This window comes from Streptomyces sp. NPDC014991, assembly GCF_043080665.1.
Classification (GTDB): Bacteria; Actinomycetota; Actinomycetes; order Streptomycetales; family Streptomycetaceae; genus Streptomyces.
Genome location: NZ_JBIBVY010000023.1, coordinates 70,188 through 88,671 on the forward strand (window position 1 = coordinate 70,188; position 18,484 = coordinate 88,671).

The following is an 18,484-nucleotide window of genomic DNA, read 5'->3' on the forward strand; positions in this document are numbered from 1 at the left end:
CGGCCGGCCCGAAACGCGTCAGCGGCTGACCCCAACGCTCAGCGGTCACAGCGCACCTGCCGGCGCAGAAATTCATGGGTGGTCTGCCGTCGTCGCGCCACTTGGTGAACTGGTACATCACCGCGCCGCGCGGCGGAGCCGGCATGGGTGAGGGGTGGCAGGGCATCCGAGGTGAAGGGGTGGCTGACCGCGCTTAGGGTGCCGCCCGTCGACGTCAAGAGCCTCCTAGGGGTGAGAAGGTGAAGGGCTTCCGCAGCTTCATCCTGCGTGGCAACGTGGTCGACCTGGCCGTCGGCATCGTCATCGGGGCAGCGTTCACCGCCGTGGTGAACGGCTTCGTCAGCGCCTTCCTGACCCCACTCGTCGGGCTGGCCACCGGCGCCACCGGCGACATGAACCGCAAGACCTTCACCGTAGGCGCCACCAAGTTCCCCTACGGCGCCTTCGTCAACGCGGCGATCAGCTTCCTCCTCCTCGCCAGCGCCCTGTACTTCCTGGTCGTGCTCCCGATCAACAAGCTCCACGAACGCCTCGCCCCGCACCAAGACGTCCAGGCCCCCAAACGGGACTGCCCCGAATGCCTCAGCCCCGTACCCGCCCAGGCCCGACGCTGCGCCTCCTGCACCGTCTCCCTGCCCGCCGTACCCGCTCAGGCCGGGGAGACAACCCAGCGCGCCGGGTGACCCCGACCTCCATGGCCCGGCCCGGGTTGCCGGAACCGGCTGCTTGGCTTCATGTCCGGCACCGAGCCCGACGCCCACTGCCTGGGCTGGTCCCGGGGAGGCTTCACCACCAAGATCCACCTGGCCTGCGAACAAGGCCAACGGCCGCTGTCGGTGGTTGGCTTGAGCAACACGACTACCACCTGGCGGGGCGCGATCGGGGGCCCGCGTGGACCCGGACGCGGTCACGGTGTCGGGCCCGTGCCGGGGATGTCCGGGCCCGCGGGGCCCAGGGTGCCGTGACTGGTGCGGCGGGGTTCCAGCGGCGGCGCCAGGATCGAGCCGTGGGTACGGCACTCGGGGCGCCGGCAGTCCGGGGCGGGGCGGCGCACCGTCGTGAAGGCGAGCACCGCGCCGACCACCAGCACGCCTGCGCAGAGCGGCATCGCCCGCCGGAACGCGGCGTCGAAGGTGTCCGCCGAGCGGTACGCCTCCGAGCCCATCCCGGTGAGCACGGGCAGCGCGGCCACGGCGACGAGACCGGCGGCGCGGGCCGCCGCGTTGTTGATGCCGCTCGCCAGCCCGGCCCGCCCGGTGTCCACCGAGGCCAGCACGGTCGCGGTCAGCGGCGCGACCAGGGTGACCATGCCGAGGCCCATCACCACCAGCGCGGGCAGCACGTCCGCGACGTACGAGGCGTCCTTGCCGACCCGCAGCATCAGCAGCATGGCGGTCGCGCACAGCAGGGGGCCGACCGTGAGCGGGATGCGCGGTCCGATCCGCTGGGCGAGTTCGCCGGAGCGGGCGGAGAACAGCAGCATCAGGGCCGTGGCCGGCAGCAGGGCCGTACCGGCTTCGAGCGCAGAGTAACCCGCCACCACCTGGAGCTGGAGCGCGGTCAGGAAGAAGAAGCCGCCGAAAGCGGCGTAGACGCACAGCGTCACCAGGTTCACGGCCGTGAACTGGCGCGACGCGAAGATGTCCGGCGGCATCATCGGATCGGGCCGCCGCCGCTCGACCCGCACGAAGACCACGCCCGCCGCCACACCCGCGACCGCCGTCACCGGCACGACCGCGGAGCCGCTCCGGGCCCCGATCAGGGCGTACGTCACCAGCGCGAGGGCCGCAGCGCCGAGGACGGCCCCGAGGACGTCGAAGCGGCGGTGCGGCGCGGCTCCCCCGCTGTCGGCGTTGCCCGCGCCGAAGGGGCCGGAGGACTCCGGGACGTGCCGCAGGGCGACGGGCACGCAGACCAGCGCGGCGGGGATGTTCAGCAGGAAGACCCAGCGCCAGCCCGGCCCGTCCACCAGCCAGCCGCCGAGGAACGGTCCGACGGCGGCCCCGACGCCCCCGAAGCCCGACCACAGGCCGACGGCCCGGGCCCGGTCGGCGGGGTGGAAGGAGGCCTGGATGATGGCCAGCGAACCGGGGGTGAGTAGCGCCCCGCCGACGCCCTGGAGCACCCGGGCCGCGATGAGGATGCCGACGTTCGGCGCAAGTCCGCACATCAGCGACGCGGCGGCGAACCAGACCACACCGACGACGAAGATCCTCCGGCGTCCGAAGCGGTCGCCGAGCGAGCCGCCGAGCAGGATCAGCCCGGCCAGCGAGAGCATGTAGCCGTTGACGGTCCACTGGAGCGCGGCGAGGCTCGCGTCCAGGTCACGGCCGATGGCCGGCAGGGCGACGTTGACGACCGTCGAGTCCAGCAGGGCCATGCTGGACCCGAGGACGGTCGTCAGCAGGACCCACTTCCCCGCTGGGGAGGCGATCCGTAGGGCAGGTCCGACGGCGGTGTCGGGTCCGTCGTCCGATGCGTCCCGCTCGGGCACAGCCATGCCTCGGAGCATACGGATGGGCCCGGCACCGCGTCGAGTGGGAGGTGACCTGGGACGTCGGTCGCCGAAGCGATCTCGATCCGAAGATCGACGAACTGGCTCGGTGGCCTGACTGGGCCCGCAGTGACGTCGTCGGTTACAACCAGCGGATCGGGCAGTTGGTGCCATGGCTCGTCCGATGTTGCGGCTCCTTCGGAGGTGAGCAGTCCTTGCCGCCCGCCGGCCAGGGACTTGGGCTTCACACGCGCTTGCTCGTCGGACTCAACACACTCGCCGCCGTCTCCCTGGCGACCGTGCAGCGCCTGCTGGGCAAGAAAGCGGGCCACCTCGCCGCCGATCGCGGCACGCGGCACCGATCCCCGCACCGTCGTCCCCCGCGCGCTGCCGGCCTTCGCCGGCCTACGCCACCGCTTCACCCACCGCACCCTCGACGGCGCCACCGTCCGGCCACCCTGCTCGACCTCGTCGTCCAGCTCGGACCCCAACTGCGCCCCCGCGACCAATCGGCCCGCGTCCTGGCCCTGACGTTCGCGGCCTGTACCACCCACCAATGGCGACGACACTGCCAACCCGGCATGGCGCAGCGACCCCCTGCCCCCCGCCGACACCCCATCTCGAGGACGCGGGTTCTGCGTCCGCGCGGCCACACCGACGGGCCTGGCCCTACGTCGCGGCCATCGCCGCCCTGGGCATCGTCGTAGAACCTCGATGACGCCTGCACCACGGTCGCGAGCGAGATCGTCAGGCCCTTGTGATCGGTGAGGTGTGGCTGGAGCCGGCCGTGTAGGTGCGGGGACCTTCCGCCGGAGGCCGTCAGGGCCGTCGGCTCACGATGGGGCCCACGGACGCGTGGCCCAGGTGACGGACCCGGACGGCATGCGTTCACGCTGCTCTGGCGCCCTCGCTCACGTCCGGGTCTCCGGCTGGTGACCAGCCGTCGAAGTGGCCGGCCGGGACGCGTGCGACCGTGGGTGCGGGACGCACGGACGTACGCCGTGGCCTCAGGAGCCGGTCCGCTTCTCGATCCGCTCCAGGGCCTGCCTCAGGTATTGGGCGAAGCGCGGGTAGTTCTCGCTCATCGGGAAGTGGCCGATCTCCTTCATTTCGATGAACTCCGCTCCGCTGATGGCCTCTGCGGTCCGGCGCCCGTCCTTCGGGGTGGTGAGGTAGTCGTACTCGCCGGTCAGCATGATCACGGGGCACCGGTCGCCGTCGATGTCGTCCAGCCGGTCCCTCAGATCGTGGTCGACGGAGTAGAAATACAGGTCGCCCTTGAACGCTTCCGATCCCTGGGTGTAATAGAACCAGGTGGCCCAGCGGTCCTGCTCCGGGGACTGCGGTGCCATGAGGTCCCACACGCCGCTGGCGCACACCTGGGCGGCATTGGCGTGGGGATGCTGCCACCAGTCGAGGTAGAAGCCGGGTGAGTAGTCCGCGCCCTCGACGGGGATTACCGCTTTGAACCGGTCCGGGTGCCGCAGGGCGAGTTGCAGGGCCACGTTCCCCCCGAACGACGACCCCATGAAGATCGGGTCCTGCAGTTCGAGGGCGTCGCAGAAGGCGACGATGAAGGACGTGAAGTGGTCCGCGGTGAGCCGGTACTCCTCCTTCCACCACTCCTGGTTCTCCGGCGGGTCCGACTTGCCGTGCCGGGCGAGGTCGTAGGCGATCACCCGGTAGCGGCCGGTGATCTCCTCGTCCTCGAGGAGGCCCCGCCACTGGTGGTTGTGGCAGCCCGCGGTGTGCTGGCACACCAGAGGCGTGCCCTGCCCGTTCTCCAGGTAGAACACTCTGTACTGTGCGTCCTCCACGTCGATGGTGACGTAGTGGCCGGTGACCGGAGAGATCCTGCCGCTGACCATGGGGATCTCCTATGTCTCACGAGAGGATGGGGCGGGCCCGGGCTCGTCCGCCGGCCCGAGGGGGCCCGTGACGCGCAGCAGCTCCAGCTGCCGGGTCACGCAGCGCAGGTTTTGCATGAGCACGAGCAGGTCGCCCTCCAGGCGCATGCCCCGCCGGAACGTGGCCGCCCAGATGCCGTGGCACATCGGCGGAGGCGTCTCCTGGCAGAAGCCCTGCCATGTCTCCGCGTCCGCGCGGATCGCGAAGTCGTAGGCCACCAACGGCGCGGGGTCGGTGATCAGTTCGTCCACCTTTCCTTTGTGCATCCGCACGAGGAACCGGTGGGGGTCCATGTCCAGCAGGAAGCTGCACGAGTAGTACGTGCCGTGGGCCTGCAGTTCCGGATCATCGTCGCTCAGCCGGCGGAACTCCTCTGCCGCGTCGGTCGTCGTCGCTGATGTCATGTGCCACCTCGAGATGTGTCGTCGCTGCCGTACGCCGGACGCCGCACCGGCACGGTCGCCGGCCGGCGCGGCCGGCGACCACTTCCCGGTCTCGCTCCTTCCAGCCTGGGCATCCTGTCGGCCGCCTGCAATTTGGGTACGGGCCCCCGGGCAGACCGAAGCCTTTCCAGAGGTCCTCTTCCTGCTCTGGGCCGAAGACCGCTGGTACAGGGACACGGCCGACACTCACCTGCAGGCCCTTCATCTCCGCGAGGTCGTGCGCGAACTGCACAACCGTAAATTACGGAAGGAACTCCTGATGCTGAACGAGGACCGGGCGATCGTGATCGCTGCCTCCAGCGACATCACCGATCGCCTCGGCCAGGCAGCGGACATTCAGGCTGCCGGCCGGCAGCGCCAGCAGCTCGCCCTGACCGGCCTGGAACAGCAGGTCTCCCGGATCCGGCAGGCTTCCCCGACTGCCCGGTATGCGGCTACCGCATCACCGGCACCGCCTGCCTGTGGCTCGGACTGCGCCGGCCGCACCCTCCAGCCCGTCGCCGAGCCCCACTGCCCGGTCTGCTCCCAAGCCCTCGCACCCGGGCAGGCAGTTGCGGCAACCGGGTGCGCGCTGCCGGAAGCCGAGCGGGAATTCTCCGGCGTCGACGCGGTGGCCGTGTACTCCGAAGCCCTGCGCGACACAATCCACAAGCCGAAGTACGAGGGGCCGGCTGGGCAAATGATCTTCGGTCGGCTCCTCGTCGGCCGGATGGAAGCCGCCCCGAGGTGATGCACGGCGTCGACTACGTCGTCGGGAACCCCACCCACACGGGCCGCCAGCCTCTCCAGCACATCGAGGCGATCATGGACGCCGCCTCCACGGAGGACGTGACCCGAGCCTTCCCTCTCAGCACGCCAGGCGGCCACCGGCTGGTGAAGCATGCCGAGACGCCCCGGTCCGCGAACCGGACCCTGGAGGAGAAGCGCGCGGCCGCGGCCGCGCATGCCGCCGCGCTGACCTCACCGGAGACACTGGCGACATCAAGGGGGCAACCGTCCTCCTCATCGAGGATGTCTTCACCAGCGGATCGCAGCTTCAGCACGTCGCGCGCCGGCGCCGCGCGACCCGTGCTGCCGACGTTCGGGGACTTGTTCTCGCAAGAGTCCCCTGGAGCGGATGACCTCACCGTCGCGAGCGGGCCTGTCGGCTCGGTGCGCTGCCGCGGTGCAGGGGAGCGGGACCGGGTTTCTGCCGGGACGGTCGCGTCCGCCGGCTACGGCGACCACCAGGACACTGGGTACATGCTGCAACGCCACGCCGGGCAGGCCTCGGTGGCAACGGCGATCATCACCCATGCTGTCATGACGCAGCTGCGCGGACCGGCGGCCGGGATCGCCGTCGGCGTCGCGGCGGCGGCCGGCGGACTGTGGGCGGCGCAGGGCCGTGCCCGGCAGAAGTCGGCGGTCGCCACCGGGGGGGGCACAGGTGCTGACCTGGCAGCCCCACGCGGGCCGTAGGCCCCGCCCGTCCGACAGCGACGTGTACCGCCACCTCGCGGCCAGGTTGCGGCAGACCACCGAGCACGTACGCACCACCGCCGAGCGCCGACTGGAAAGGTCATATTGGCCACCTCCGACGAGACCGGCAGCCAGGCCGACACCCGCTCCACCGGCCACGGCCGCAGGTGGGCGGTGTGACGGAGGTGGAGCCATGCGTCGGCGTGTGGGGCCACTGTCCAGAGACACAAGATCGCAAGGGGGGCACATGACCATCACCCACGCTGGACCGGACCGGCCTCCGGGCATCCGCCGGGGCTCCGACGAGCTCACAGACAGGCAGCGGGCCATTCGATCTCGATGTATTCCACGTCGGTGAACTCCACGCCCGGATCGTGCAGGTCGCTTAGTCGGCGCGGAGGTCATCCGGGCGGTACCCTCGGCCGCGGTCTGCTAGAGCTGTTGCTCGGTGGCTTCCATTCCCGAGCGGACGGCGTAGAACTGGTGGCAGCACCTCGGTGACGGGGTACTCATGACCAGCTCGGTGACGTCCCGTTAGGGTCACCGTGCGGCACCGGTGGGCCGGTGAGGGCGTCCAGGAGAAGGCGGCCACCGAGGGGCTTCCGCAGCTCCACCTTCACGCTCTGCTCGATCATGTCGGCGGCCAGGGGCCGCTTCGGGCTCCGGCGATGGAGGCGTACAGCACTATGTTCTCGTCCGTTCCAGGGCCTTGACGACGGGGCCGTCGTCGCACACGCTCCAGACGGCTCCGGTAGCCCTCCCACCATGCCCGATCACCTGATGACATGTTGTCCTTGCCTTGCGAATACCCGACGGATCCGTCGATGAGTTCTCGCACGATGTCGGCGTGGCCGGCGTGCCGCTGAGTTTCGGATATCACGCGTACCAGGATGTGGCGCAGTGTCATCTCTTGGCGTTCCACCACGAGACGTGACCGATCGCGTTGTTTCGACGGCCTCCGAATACGCCTGGGGCTTCCCGTGGCCGGCCGGTGCCCGGTAGATGCCGGACAGGTCGGGGCCCCACCCCTCGCGACGGGTTGATCAGTCCTGCGCCACGTTCGCCGCGGTCACATGCTCGATCACGCGGCCGAGTTTGGTCTTGGCCCGGGTCAGGTCCTGGATGCGTGCGGTGATGCGGTCGCGTTCGATGATGAGTTGGTCGAGCATGGCGGGGGTTGCGACGCCGGTGCTCACGCACGGCAGGAGTTCGATGACGGTCCGGCTGGAGAGGCCGGCCGCGAAGAGGTCCTGGATGAGCTGGACCCGCTCCAGGGCTTCGTCGGGATAGTCACGCTGCCCACCGGGCGTCCGCGCCGAATCCAGGAGCCGCTGTTCCTCGTAGTAGCGCAGGGCCCGCACGCTGACCCCTGACCGCCTGGCGAGCTGTCCGATGCGCATGACGCAGGCCACTCCCTTCCCGCTCGTACCTCACGTTCATGTCAGGTTCAGGCTAGCAATACCGGCTCCGGGGGCAGCCCTGGGAGCCGATCGAACCGTTGCCGGCGCCGAGATTGATCACGACCTGGTGGCGGACCCTAGGGTGTTCACGCGGTTCACGTACGCACGGCGGCCCTCGCGTCATGCCGGGATCGCCGCGCCCGCCCGAGGGCACATGGGTGCCGACCGCGACGGGCAGCGTGATCCCTCGTAGTGGCGCAGGCCCCCACGCTCACCCCGCCCGCTCGGCAACCTCACCTATCCGCGCCTGCCCGCCTCCGGCCGGGCGGTAGTTGCGGCTTGCACCTCACGTCAACGTCAGGTTCTAGAGTGACGAGCGTCGGATGAACACGTCATTCCGGCCCGTCGAAGTAAGGCAGACCATCATGCGCGCAGCCCGGTTCCACGAATACGGCGGAGCGGAGAGCCTGGTGATCGAGCAGGCCCCCGACCCCCACCCCGGACCCGGTGAGATCCGTGTCCGCGTCGCGGCGGCCAGCGTCAATCCCATCGACTGGAAGCTGCGCGCCGGTGTCCTGCACCAGATGATTCCTCTGGAGCTGCCCGCCATTCCCGGGCGCGACGGCGCCGGTGTGGTCGACGAGATCGGCGACGGGGTGCAGGGGGTGAGCATCGGCGACCGTGTCTTCGGACTGGGCGGTGTCACCGGGGCGACCGCAGAGCTGCTCATCCTGTCGGCCTGGGCGCACACCCCCGCCACGTGGAACGACGAGCAGGCCGCTGGTGCCGGTCTCGTGTCCGTGACCGCGATGGGTGGACTGAACGCGCTCGGCCCCCTCGCGGGGCGCACCCTTCTCGTCGAGGGCGCCGCGGGAGGTGTGGGCAGCGCGGCGGTCGAGATCGCGGTAGCGCAAGGTGCCACTGTGGTCGGGACAGCCAGTGAACGCAACCACGAGTTCCTCACCTCTCTCGGCGCCGTTCCCACCACCTACGGCCCCGGCCTCGCACAGCGCCTCACCACCGTCGCTCCGCAAGGCGTCGACATCGTGCTCGACACCGCGGCCTCCGGCTCCCTGGACGACCTCGTCGCGATCACAGGTGATTCGAAGCGCGTCGCGACGGTCGCCGACCATGCGGGCGGGCAGCGCCTGGGCACGCGTGTGGTCAACGCGGAGAACGATTCCACTCTTCTGTCCGCGGCGGCGGAACTGGGCGGGCAAGGCCGCTACACACCCCGTATCGAACAGGCCTACCCCCTGGAGCGGATCGCCGACGCCCACGCGCACGCCGAGCGTGGGCGCACCCGAGGAAAGATCGTGGTCTGCATCTGAACAGGCCGCTCTGTACCTGAACAGGCCCACGAGGTAGGTAACTCGCAACGTGCGGGCCTGCGTGGCGAGCGTGCCCTGCGGCCGCCTGACAGCCAGTTCGCCGCCCAGCCGGGGCAGCCAGCGGTACAGGACCCTCCCTGCACAGCGTGGGAGACGGCCATCTCCCGCGCCCAGCCGGCCCGGTACGGGATCTCCCGCTGCCCGTCCTTCGGGCCGCCGCCCGTCCGCACACGCGGCAGAGCGAAGGAGATGGATGTGCGGACGACTTGGCGCCCGGCACCCTGCCCCCGGGCTCGGCGCGGCAGTAGCCGCGGTGACACTCACGACGAGCACAACGAACGCGAACTGCGCCCCTGCCTCATCCGGCCACCGCCGCCGAACGGTACCGCTGGGGCGCCCACCTGCCCGAGCCGCTGAACAAGTTCGACTGTGGCTCCGCGGCAGGCACCGCCGTGTCCGACCGCGGGAAGTAGCGCCTGGCGGGCGGCGGTCCCGACGAGCGGTGGTCCGGCCACAGCGGCAACAGCCGCCGCTGCGACACCGCCCCCGGACCACCGACGGCCCGCTGCGCATGATCGGCGAGCCAGCGGCGGTGGATCGCTCAGCACCCCCGCTGCTGGAGGAGGACGTCGAGGACCTGCCCGTGTGCTCAACACCGACCACGGGACCGCACTGCTCTAACTTCCGTACGACCTGGTCTGGGCGACGACGTGGGAGGACGACGCCAACCGCTACATCGGCCCGGCGATCGGGCTTCCTGACCTCCGGGTTGTCACGTGGTCATACGGGCGCGGCCCGGCACCGTGCGCGTGGGCACTGTGTCGGGCCGCGGGTCCGTTCTCCGGTCTGCGCCTTGCCGAAGGCGACCAGTGCCGTCGGCGGCAGGGACGAAGAGGCGGGACCTGGACGTCGCGATGCCGGGGACGACGGAGCCGCGCCAGTCCTCCTCGGCGGGGTTGGGCGACATGGGCGGCGGCTCCGGGTAATGCCGGTACCTCCACAGCACGGAGCCGGTCCGCTCGTCGAGCACGACGAGGCGTCCGTCGCCGTACACGTAGCCGCCCGCGACCAGCCGCACGGTGGCCGCGTGCACGCTGCTGGTGTAGGTCCAAGCCGTTTGGTACTGCTCGTGTTGAGGGCCCGCACCTCACCGTGGTGGGCGATGTATGACCCGTCTTGAGGGCGAGGTGGTGCCAGGCGATGCCGTCGAAGCCGATCCACACCCCGGTGGCATCCGCGACGGTCGGCGCCCAGGCGTACTCGGCGAGCGGCGCCGTGCACACCCGGGCCCCGTGTCGGCGCGCAGCGCGAGGGCGGTGCCGCGGTCGTCCTGGAGGTAGAGCAGACCGTCGTACCAGACGGGCGGGTACTGCTGGACGCCGAGTCCAGGGGCAGCGACCGCTTCCGCCGTCCGGTGGCCGGGGCCCACGCGGCGATCGTGCCGCGTGCCGTCCGGGTGTAGAGCAGGCCCCGTAGGAGGCCCCGGCCTGCGGCTCGTTCTGTTCGACGGAGACGTGACGGTCTCCGTCCAGGCGCTGGAAGCCCGGCTCCGATCAGCGAGGCGAGCACGGCCGCTCAGCTGCCGCCGGTGTGTTCCAGAAGTTGTGCTTCCAGTTGGGCGATGCGGCGGTCCTGGAACCTGTTGTTCGTCCGGGCCGCCTGCAGTCGCTCCTCCATCTGCCGCTGGTCCTGGGACAGTTGTTGAACTCGCTGCTTGAGTTGCGCGTTCTGCTCGACCAGGTGCGTCACCGACTCGTCCGACCAGCGGGCCTCCAGGTCGCGGATCTGACCGAGCAACTGACCCATGCGGGAGCGCTGTCTTCTGATCTCCGCGTGTGCGGTCTTGAGCCCGTCTTCGGCGTTGAGCGCGCGTTCACGCCAGGCCGTCTCGGCCTCGCTGCCGTGATGCCGCTCTGGTCGGCCGGCTCCTTCGCCCCGCTCCCGTGCGGTCTCGATCAGGTTCCTGGCCTCGGGGTTTTCGTAGAGGAAGGTACGGGAGACGCCCGCCTTGCGGGCGACGGCCTGGAAGGTGACGGCGGTGTGTCGGCGCCGCAACTCGGCGACGGTGGCTTCGATCCGCTGGAGCATGTCCTTGACGCGGCGTTCGCGGGCGGCCGTGCGCGGCGGGGAGGCCGGTGCCTCATGCCGACCGCCTCTCCTCGGCGTCGCCCTCGTCATCGTGCTCGGCCGTGTCGTCAGCGGCGGCAGCGAGATCACTGGCCTTGAAGCCGATGTTCCACAGGCGCTCGAAGTAGTCCTGGGGCCGTCGCAGGTCGAGCGCCAAGGCGTCCTCCAGTAACCCAAAGCCGGGCGAAGGCGGTCTGCAACGGCTGCCCGGTACGCACCGAGTGCCTTGCTCATGCCCTGGACCACGGTATCGAGCACGGCATCTGGGGCGGGATGACAGAACGCGACGGACGCAGCCTTCTGCGGCAGGCCTGAGGCCAGCTGAATCGTCGGGGCAACGGTCAGAGCCCCCTTCCAGCGCCGACGGCTTGCCTTCACGCTCCTGCTTCTGGCGCACCACTGTCTCCTGACGTGCTTTCCGCGCCCCGGCGCAGTTGATGACGGAGACTCAAGCCACAGAGGAGACCCCAGATGGCGAGGAAGAAGCGGCAGCGGCCGCAGCGCCGACGGAGCGCGGTGAAGGCGGGGTGCTTCCTGGTCGGTGGTGCGGGTAGGCGGGGTGCCGGTGCGGCACGGTGTCAGGGTCGTGCCGCGCTGGCGGTCAGTGGCTGCTGGACGCCGGCTCGGGGTCCGGCTCGGGCGTGGCGCCGGAGCCGGTGCGCAGGATGCCGGCGGCTATGGCGGTGATGGCGCAGAGCAGGGTGAGCAGCAGGAACGTGTGGTTCAGCGCGGTGAGGTGGGTCAGCCAGCCGATGACGGCGGGTCCGGCGAGCATGCCGAGGTAGCCGAGCCCGGCGACCCGGGAGACGTTCGCGCCGGCCGCGGCGGGGTCGGCGTGGCCGGCGGCGCTGAACAGCTGGGGGATGCAGCCCGACAGGCCCAGGCCGAACAGGGCCCAGCCCACGAACGCGGCCCATGTCGACGGGGCGAGGGCGGCGATCGTGATCCCGACGGCGGCCGTGGCCGATCCGTAGCGCAGGACCGCCATCGACCCGAACCGCGCGGCGACGCGGTCCGCGAGGAGACGACCGGTGGTCATCGCCGCAGCGAACGTGCCGTATCCGAAGGCGGCGGTGCTTGCCGGGGCGCCGAGGACGTCCTTGAGGTGCAGGGTGCTCCAGTCGTTGGCGGCTCCCTCGCACAGCATCGTCGTCAACGCCAGCGCGGCCAGGATCCAGATCCGCCCGGTGATGCCGGGCCGCCTGACGGCTGGAGCCTGGTCGGCAGGGGCGGGGGCGACGGTGGCGGGTGTGCCGGGCAGCAGGCCGCGGGCCAAGGCCAGTGCGATCATGATGCCGAGCGCGGTGGAGGCGCCTAGCGTGGCGACCGGGCTCATGCCGGCGCCGGCGGCGCCAGCCGCGGCGAGTGCGGCGATGACGCCGCCGACGGAGAAGGTGGCGTGGAAGGCCGACATGACGGGCCGGCCGTAGGCCTTCTCCACGTGGACGGCGTGGGCGTTCATGCTCACGTCCAGGCATCCGTTGCAGAAGCCGAAAGCCAGCAGGGCCCCTCCCAGCGTCCACGGGTCGCGGGCCAGGCCGGGCAGGACCAGGGTGGCGCTGGCCAGGACACCGGTGGTGGGGACCACGAGGCGTGGTCCTAGGCGGTCGGTCAGGGGGCCGGCCACCTGCATGCCGGTGAAGGCTCCGAGCCCGAGCAGCACCAGCAGGGTCCCGAGGGTGGCGTGGCTGATGCCGGCCCGCGTCTCGATGGCGGGGATGTGCACCACCCAGGTGCCCATCAGGGTGCCGGCCAGGACGAAGTAGACAAAGGTCGCCGCGCGGGCGGCTCGAATCGAAGGGTTCACACCGTCCACCGTAACGAACATTCATGATGTTCGAAAGACCGGTATTCAACCATCTTGAATGTTCGTTATGGGGGGTGTTCAATCGTGGGTATGAGCAACGCAGACCGTCACTTCGTGATCGCGCAGGCCGTGAGGGAGTCGGGCCAGGTCACCGTCCACGACCTCGTCGCGCTGACCGGCGCATCCGAGATGACCATCCGGCGTGACCTCGACGTACTCGCCGGCCAGGGCGTGCTCGAACGCGTCCGCGGCGGCGCGCGGACCCTGCTGCTGCGGGGCGAGGAGCCGCCCTTCGCGCTGCGCGCCCGCGAGGCCGTCGACGCCAAGCGCCGGATCGCCGCCGAGGTGTCCTCGCTCATCGCCGACGGCGAGAGCGTCCTGCTGGACAGCGGCACCACCTGCCTGGAGGTCGCCCGTCTCCTGCGCGAGCGGCCGGTCACCGTGATGCCCCTGTCCCTCCAGGCTATCCACGTCCTCAGCGCCCCCCCGGGCCAGGCCACGCTGATGGTGCCCGGCGGACTGCCCCGCGCCGCCGAAGGAGCCCTGACCGGCCCCCTCACCCTCGCCTCCCTGGCCGCGCTGCGCTTCGACACCGCGGTCATCGGCTGCTGCGGCCTGAGCGCTACCGAGGGTCTGACCGCCTACGACCTCGACGACGCCGCGGTGAAGAAGGCGGGCATCGCCTCAGCCCGCCGCATCGTCGCCGCCACGGACGGCGGCAAACTCGGCCGCACCGCCTACGCCCACGTCGGCCCCGCCACGCTCCTGCACACCCTCGTCACCGACACCACCGCGCCCGCCGATGAGGTCACCGCACTCGAAGGATCCGGAACCGTCGTCAAAGCTGTCTGACGAAACCGCCGAGCCGCAATCCTGCGTCGATGACGAGCCACTCACCTGGGAAGCGAAGCGCAGCCCAGGCCGGACCAGCCGCATCAACCAGCGCAATCGAACAGCCCGACAAGGCCAGTGCTGCCGAAACTCGTGAACATCTGCTGTCGGAACTCGTGAACACAACCATCGTGGTGTCGCGGTAGCGGGCCGCAGGGTCCAGCGCCCGCAGCCGGAGGGCTGGGTCGTGGCGGCCCGAAGCGGCGTGAGCGGCGTAGGGCGATCACGGCGCACTCCTTGCCGTCGGGTGCCATGAACTGCACGGCACTCAGATCATCGTCACCAAGAGGACGTAGCCGGTACTGCTCACCGAGCTGCACCAGGTGACGCACCCGCTCGCGTGCTGGATCTCTATGCGGTCCCGGGCAAGGTTGAGGACCAGTCGGTTGCCTTTCCTCAGGTGCGGATGGCCTGCCTGATCGAGGTGGGCACCTATCTCGTGCTGGATGCCGAGCTGGCCGGCTGCCGCACCGGGCGGGGAGTCACCTTGGTGGGTCTCTGCCCCGCTCCTCCAGGCCCGGCGAACTGGTCCTGGCGGACCGGGCCCGCCACAATGCAGAATTCGCGGTTGGCCACCCCGCGAGGCGGTCGTACGCCGGGGGCGACGTCCGTGAGCCTGCCACCGCACGCATTGTTCGCTGCATGAGCAAGGGCCGTTCCTCTGTGCGGAACGGCCCAGTTGGAACTCAACCCTCTGAAGTCGTAATTCGTCTGGCCACGGGTTCGGCCGCTCACACCACCAGTTCCGCTGCTGTGGGTGGGTCCGCTCCCTCGCGGGCGCACGTGAAAGCGGCCGTTCGGGCGGCGACCGCCAGCGCGTCGGAGAGAACCGGGGGTAGTCGGGCGGTGTCCGTAGCCGCGCGCAGTGCCGCGCGGGCCGTCGCCGCCTCTGCTCCAAGGCCGCCCCCCAGCAGCCCGGCGTGCAGCAGTCGGCTGGTCAGGCCCGCCATGAAGGCATCGCCCGCCCCGACAGTGTCGATGACCTGGACGGGCACAGGCGCTATGTCCTGGCAGCCGTGCCGCCACCAAGCCCGAGCGCCGTTCGCTCCCAGGGTGAGGATGACCAGCGCCGGGCCGCCTTGTGCCCAGCGGGCCGCCGTCTTGTCGGGGTTCTCGTCCGGATGCAGCCAGGCGAGGTCCTCTTCGCTCGCCTTCACCACGTCACTCATGACGACGAGTTGTTCCACCCGTTCACGCTCTTGCTCCGCAGGCCGGAGCAGTGCGGGCCTCAGGTTGGGGTCGTAGGAGACGGTGGCTGAGGTCCGCAAGGCGTGCAGGATGCTGAAGACCTGGTCGGCTCCCGGACTCAGGGCGGTGGCGATGGATCCGGTGTGGACGTGCGCAGGTGGCCCATCCCGCAATGCTTCCTCGACCGTCTCCGACAGCGCCCAGGTGATGTCGAAAGTGTAGTTCGCGGAGCCTGCGGCATCGAGTACGGCGAGCGCTGTGGAGGTGGTGGCGTCGACCGCTGATCCCGGTGCCAGGCCGACACCACTGCCTTCCAGGTGCTTTCGCACGAGGCTGCCGAAGTCGTCGTTTCCCACGCGGGTGGCGAGTCGGACCGGGTGGCCGAGCCTGCCCAGTCCAAGTGCCACATTGGCAGGGCTGCCACCGGGGCGGTACCGAGGCAGGGCGTTGGCGCCGACGATGATGTCCACCAGGGCTTCGCCGATGACGAGCGCCGGGAGCCCGGGGGCTGCTGTGGTCCCTATGTCGTCCAGGATCCCAGGCGCCGGCTCCGTGCGGGGCCGATCTGGTCCTCGTTCGGTGCTCCTGGTCACGGCAGCACCTGGATCTTGCGGCCCTTGCCGGCCTGGAACTGCCGTACGGCCTCGGCGTAGTCCGCCAGCGGCAGCCGGTCGCTGATGAAGATCTCCGGGTCGAGGACTCCGGCGGCGAACAGTTCGGCGGCGCGCTCGTAGCTGTGCAGGACCGCCATCGAGCCGGTGATGGTGATCTCCTGGTTGTAGATGCGGTACGGGTCGATGGTGGCCCTCGTCGCGTAGTCGGCGACGCCGAACTGGAGGTAGGTGCCTCCCTTGCCGACCCGGCCCAGGGCGTCCTGGATGGCGTGGGCGTTGCCGGTGGCGTCGATGACCACGTCCCAGCCGCGTGGGCGCGCGATCTCGTCGGCGGTGGTCACGGCGTTGCTGCAGCCGAGTGTGCGGGCGGTGGCGAGCCGGTCCTCGTTGATGTCCACCATGTCGACGGTGACCGCGCCGGTGCGCTTGGCGAGTTCCAGCATCATCAGGCCCATGGTGCCGGAGCCGTAGATCAGTACGTTGCTGGCGAGCGTGGAACGCAGGATGTCGTAGCCGCGGACCGCGCAGGACAGGGGTTCGATGAGGGCGGCGTCCTCGGTGCGGACGTGGTCGGGGAGTCTGACGCAGTTGGCGGCCGGGGCGACCGTGTACTGTGCGGCGCCACCGGGGACGGAGACGCCGATGGCGTTGAAGCGTTCGCACAGGTTGCCGCGTCCTATGCGGCAGTAGTGGCACTCGTGGCAGTGCAGCGAGGGGTCCACGGCGACCCGGTCGCCGACCTTGATGTCGCGTACTCCGGCGCCCAAGGCGACGATCTCGCCGGCGAACTCGTGCCCGGGAATGATGGGCAGGGTGGGCGCGAACTCGCCCTGCAGGATGTGGAGATCGGTGCCGCACAGGCCGCAGGCGGAGACCTCGATCACCACCTGCCCGGCGCCGGGTGTGGGGTCGTCGACGGTCTCGACGCCGACCTGGCCGGGCGAGCTGATGACGGCAGCTTTCACTTGACTGCTCCAAGGGACAGGCCCTGGACCAGCTTGTCCTGGGCGGCGAATCCGGCGATGAGAACCGGCAGGGAGATGCAGACGGCGGCGGCGCACACCTTGGCCAGGAAGAGGCCCTGGCTGGTGACGAAGCCGGTGAGGAACACAGGTGCGGTGCCGGCCACGACGCCGGTGAGCACGCGGGCGAAGAGCAGTTCGTTCCAACTGAAGATGAAGCAGATCAGCGAGGTGGCGGCGATGCCGGGGGCGACGACCGGGGCGACGATCCGGGCGAGGACGGTGGGCAGTCCGGCGCCGTCGATGGAGGCGGCCTCGAGGATCTCGACGGGGACCTCGGCGAGGAAGGAACGCATCATCCACACCGCGATCGGCAGGTTCATCGAGGTGTAGAGGATGACCAGCAGAGCGACGTTGTCGAGCAGGCCGGTGTTCTGGGCGATCAGGTAGATGGGCAGCAGTCCGGCCACTGCGGGGAGCATCTTGGTTGACAGGAAGAAGAACATCGCGTCCGACCACTTGCGCACGGGCTTGATGGACAGCGCGTAGGCGGCCGGGATGGACAGCACCAGTACCAGGAGCGTCGACATGAGGCTCGCGGAGAAGGAGTTGATCAGCGGGGGCCAGGGGGAGACGCCCGTGCTCGCGCCGAAGAACTCCCGGTAGCCCTGGAGGGTCAGCGGCGCCCCGATGCTCGGCGGGTTGGTCGCGGCGTCGGGCTCGCTGTGCAGGGAGGTGAGGACCATCCAGGCGACCGGGAGGAAGAACACGATGCCGCAGAGCCAGGCCAGCAGGCCGAGTGCGCCGCGTCGGCGACGCGCCGTGATGCCCCCGGGAGTGTCGATGGTGGTGGCCATCAGCGGGTCTCCTCTCGGAGCAGGGACGAGACGGTCCTGAGGGCGAAGCTCCCGACGAGGAGGGAGCACAGGACGACGATGACGCCCTCCGCGGAGGCCTGTCCGTAGTCGTGCGCCTGGTAGAAGGTCTCGTAGACGGTGTAGGGCAGGTTGGCGGTGTCCAGGCCGCCGCCGGTGAGGGTGAAGACGGCGTCGAAGTTCTGCACCACGTAGATGCTGCCGAGCAGGGAGGCCAGCTCCAGATAGCGGCGCAGGTGGGGGAAGGTGAGGTAGCGGAAGACCTGCCAGGTGGTCGCGCCGTCCACCCGGGCCGCCTCGACGGCGTCCATGGGGCGGCTCTGGAGGCCGGCCAGCAGGATCAGCATCATGAAGGGCGTCCACTGCCAGATCAGCGACGCCTCCACGGACATCAGCGGAATCGACGAGAGCCAGTCGGGCTGCGGCGCGTTGTCGCTGCCGAACAGGCTCCACAGCCAGGTCAGTGAACCGTTGATCAGCCCGTATGTGGCGTTGTACAGGGCGTGCTTCCACAGCAGCGCGGAGGCCACCGGCACGACGAGGAACGGGGTGATCAGCATGGTGCGGACCAGGCCGCGGCCGCGGAACCGACGGTCCAGCAGCAGGGCCAGCCCCAGGCCCAGTACCAGGCTGACCAGAACGACGGTGGCCGTCAGGGTGACGGTCGTCAGCAGGGAGGAGCGCAGCTGCGGGTCGGTCACCGCGGCCGTGTAGTTCTGCAGTCCCGCGAAGGCCTTGTTGCTCGGGTCGAGGGCGTTCCAGCGCATGAAAGAGATCACCACGGTGCCGACGAACGGCAGCTGGGTGACCACGATCATGAAGACCAGGGCCGGGAGCAGCGGGGCCCGCCGGGCCCACGCCCCGCGTGATCGTCGCCGGGGTGCCGTGGGGTGGGCGGTCTGCGCCCGGGCACGCTTGGTGAGCGAGTGAGTGAGGGTCATCGATACGTCTCCGCTGGGCTCCGGTGCCCCGGTCCCGCGGGGGCG

At 70.2% G+C, this 18,484-nt stretch carries 18 protein-coding genes and 1 pseudogene; 6 read left to right on the forward strand and 13 right to left on the reverse strand.

The features are described 5' to 3' along the window. The first annotated feature begins 239 nt into the window (after positions 1 to 239). Positions 240 to 683, forward strand: a complete 444-nt coding sequence (gene mscL / locus ACF1BE_RS29050) for a large conductance mechanosensitive channel protein MscL (protein ID WP_392201967.1) — start codon at positions 240 to 242, stop codon at positions 681 to 683. Positions 684 to 907: 224 nt separating this feature from the next. On the opposite strand, the gene ACF1BE_RS29055 is transcribed toward mscL, so the two are convergent. The 3 genes from ACF1BE_RS29055 to ACF1BE_RS29065 all read right to left on the reverse strand — a co-directional run bounded on the left by ACF1BE_RS29055 (position 908) and on the right by ACF1BE_RS29065 (position 4,806). Continuing rightward, complete coding sequence (locus ACF1BE_RS29055; RefSeq protein ID WP_392201968.1) at positions 908 to 2,500, reverse strand: MFS transporter; 1,593 nt, start codon at positions 2,498 to 2,500, stop codon at positions 908 to 910. A gap of 1,001 nt (positions 2,501 to 3,501) precedes the next feature. Next, positions 3,502 to 4,362 carry an alpha/beta fold hydrolase gene (locus tag ACF1BE_RS29060; protein ID WP_392201969.1) on the reverse strand — a complete coding sequence of 287 codons (861 nt, stop codon included), beginning with the start codon at positions 4,360 to 4,362 and terminating at the stop codon, positions 3,502 to 3,504. 9 nt (positions 4,363 to 4,371) lie between these two features. Beyond that, entirely contained in the window at positions 4,372 to 4,806 is a 435-nt protein-coding gene (locus ACF1BE_RS29065) for a hypothetical protein (protein ID WP_392201970.1), read from the reverse strand. 298 nt (positions 4,807 to 5,104) lie between these two features. Between ACF1BE_RS29065 and ACF1BE_RS29070 the strand changes: the two genes are divergently transcribed. Then, positions 5,105 to 5,575, forward strand: a complete 471-nt coding sequence (locus ACF1BE_RS29070) for a hypothetical protein (protein WP_392201971.1) — start codon at positions 5,105 to 5,107, stop codon at positions 5,573 to 5,575. Then, positions 5,575 to 6,303, forward strand: a complete 729-nt coding sequence (locus ACF1BE_RS29075; protein ID WP_392201972.1) for a hypothetical protein — start codon at positions 5,575 to 5,577, stop codon at positions 6,301 to 6,303. The genes ACF1BE_RS29070 and ACF1BE_RS29075 overlap by 1 nt, the downstream gene beginning before the upstream one ends. Positions 6,304 to 6,934: 631 nt before the next feature. Here ACF1BE_RS29075 and ACF1BE_RS29080 read toward each other — a convergent pair. Both ACF1BE_RS29080 and ACF1BE_RS29085 read right to left on the reverse strand, forming a co-directional pair. After that, positions 6,935 to 7,210, reverse strand: coding sequence for a DUF664 domain-containing protein (locus ACF1BE_RS29080; RefSeq protein ID WP_392201973.1), 276 nt, complete (start codon positions 7,208 to 7,210; stop codon positions 6,935 to 6,937). Between the two features lie 136 nt (positions 7,211 to 7,346). Then, complete coding sequence (locus ACF1BE_RS29085; protein ID WP_392201974.1) at positions 7,347 to 7,703, reverse strand: MerR family transcriptional regulator; 357 nt, start codon at positions 7,701 to 7,703, stop codon at positions 7,347 to 7,349. A gap of 425 nt (positions 7,704 to 8,128) precedes the next feature. Between ACF1BE_RS29085 and ACF1BE_RS29090 the strand changes: the two genes are divergently transcribed. Beyond that, positions 8,129 to 9,034 (forward strand): NADP-dependent oxidoreductase, encoded by a 906-nt coding sequence (locus ACF1BE_RS29090; protein WP_392202006.1) that lies wholly within the window; start codon positions 8,129 to 8,131, stop codon positions 9,032 to 9,034. 772 nt (positions 9,035 to 9,806) lie between these two features. On the opposite strand, the gene ACF1BE_RS29095 is transcribed toward ACF1BE_RS29090, so the two are convergent. From ACF1BE_RS29095 to ACF1BE_RS29105, 3 genes are all read right to left on the reverse strand, one after another. Continuing rightward, a complete protein-coding gene (locus tag ACF1BE_RS29095; RefSeq protein ID WP_392201975.1) occupies positions 9,807 to 10,127 on the reverse strand; it encodes a hypothetical protein in 321 nt (106 codons plus the stop codon). Positions 10,128 to 10,609: 482 nt separating this feature from the next. Next, on the reverse strand, positions 10,610 to 11,212 hold the full coding sequence (locus tag ACF1BE_RS29100) for a DUF6262 family protein (RefSeq protein WP_392201976.1): 603 nt from the start codon (positions 11,210 to 11,212) through the stop codon (positions 10,610 to 10,612). Further along, entirely contained in the window at positions 11,175 to 11,318 is a 144-nt protein-coding gene (locus tag ACF1BE_RS29105; protein WP_392201977.1) for a hypothetical protein, read from the reverse strand. The genes ACF1BE_RS29100 and ACF1BE_RS29105 overlap by 38 nt, the downstream gene beginning before the upstream one ends. Positions 11,319 to 11,335: 17 nt before the next feature. Between ACF1BE_RS29105 and ACF1BE_RS29110 the strand changes: the two are divergent. Next, a pseudogene (locus tag ACF1BE_RS29110) lies at positions 11,336 to 11,470 on the forward strand (WhiB family transcriptional regulator); the annotation flags it as partial. A 292-nt stretch (positions 11,471 to 11,762) separates the two neighbouring features. On the opposite strand, the gene ACF1BE_RS29115 reads toward ACF1BE_RS29110, so the two are convergent. Beyond that, positions 11,763 to 12,989 (reverse strand): MFS transporter, encoded by a 1,227-nt coding sequence (locus ACF1BE_RS29115; RefSeq protein ID WP_392201978.1) that lies wholly within the window; start codon positions 12,987 to 12,989, stop codon positions 11,763 to 11,765. A gap of 69 nt (positions 12,990 to 13,058) precedes the next feature. Here ACF1BE_RS29115 and ACF1BE_RS29120 point away from each other — a divergent pair, with 69 nt between their 5' ends. After that, positions 13,059 to 13,820: a DeoR/GlpR family DNA-binding transcription regulator gene (locus tag ACF1BE_RS29120; RefSeq protein WP_392201979.1), complete on the forward strand. Its 762-nt coding sequence runs from the start codon at positions 13,059 to 13,061 to the stop codon at positions 13,818 to 13,820. Positions 13,821 to 14,590: 770 nt separating this feature from the next. Here the strand turns inward: ACF1BE_RS29120 and ACF1BE_RS29125 are convergent. From ACF1BE_RS29125 to ACF1BE_RS29140, 4 genes are all read right to left on the reverse strand, one after another. Next, complete coding sequence (locus ACF1BE_RS29125) at positions 14,591 to 15,517, reverse strand: carbohydrate kinase (protein WP_392201980.1); 927 nt, start codon at positions 15,515 to 15,517, stop codon at positions 14,591 to 14,593. A gap of 119 nt (positions 15,518 to 15,636) precedes the next feature. Continuing rightward, positions 15,637 to 16,626 (reverse strand): zinc-dependent alcohol dehydrogenase family protein, encoded by a 990-nt coding sequence (locus tag ACF1BE_RS29130; protein ID WP_392201981.1) that lies wholly within the window; start codon positions 16,624 to 16,626, stop codon positions 15,637 to 15,639. Further along, positions 16,623 to 17,480, reverse strand: a complete 858-nt coding sequence (locus tag ACF1BE_RS29135) for a carbohydrate ABC transporter permease (RefSeq protein WP_392201982.1) — start codon at positions 17,478 to 17,480, stop codon at positions 16,623 to 16,625. Before ACF1BE_RS29135 ends, ACF1BE_RS29130 begins: the two co-directional genes overlap by 4 nt. Continuing rightward, positions 17,480 to 18,439, reverse strand: coding sequence for a carbohydrate ABC transporter permease (locus ACF1BE_RS29140; RefSeq protein WP_392201983.1), 960 nt, complete (start codon positions 18,437 to 18,439; stop codon positions 17,480 to 17,482). The genes ACF1BE_RS29135 and ACF1BE_RS29140 overlap by 1 nt, the downstream gene beginning before the upstream one ends. Between the last annotated feature and the right edge of the window lie 45 nt (positions 18,440 to 18,484).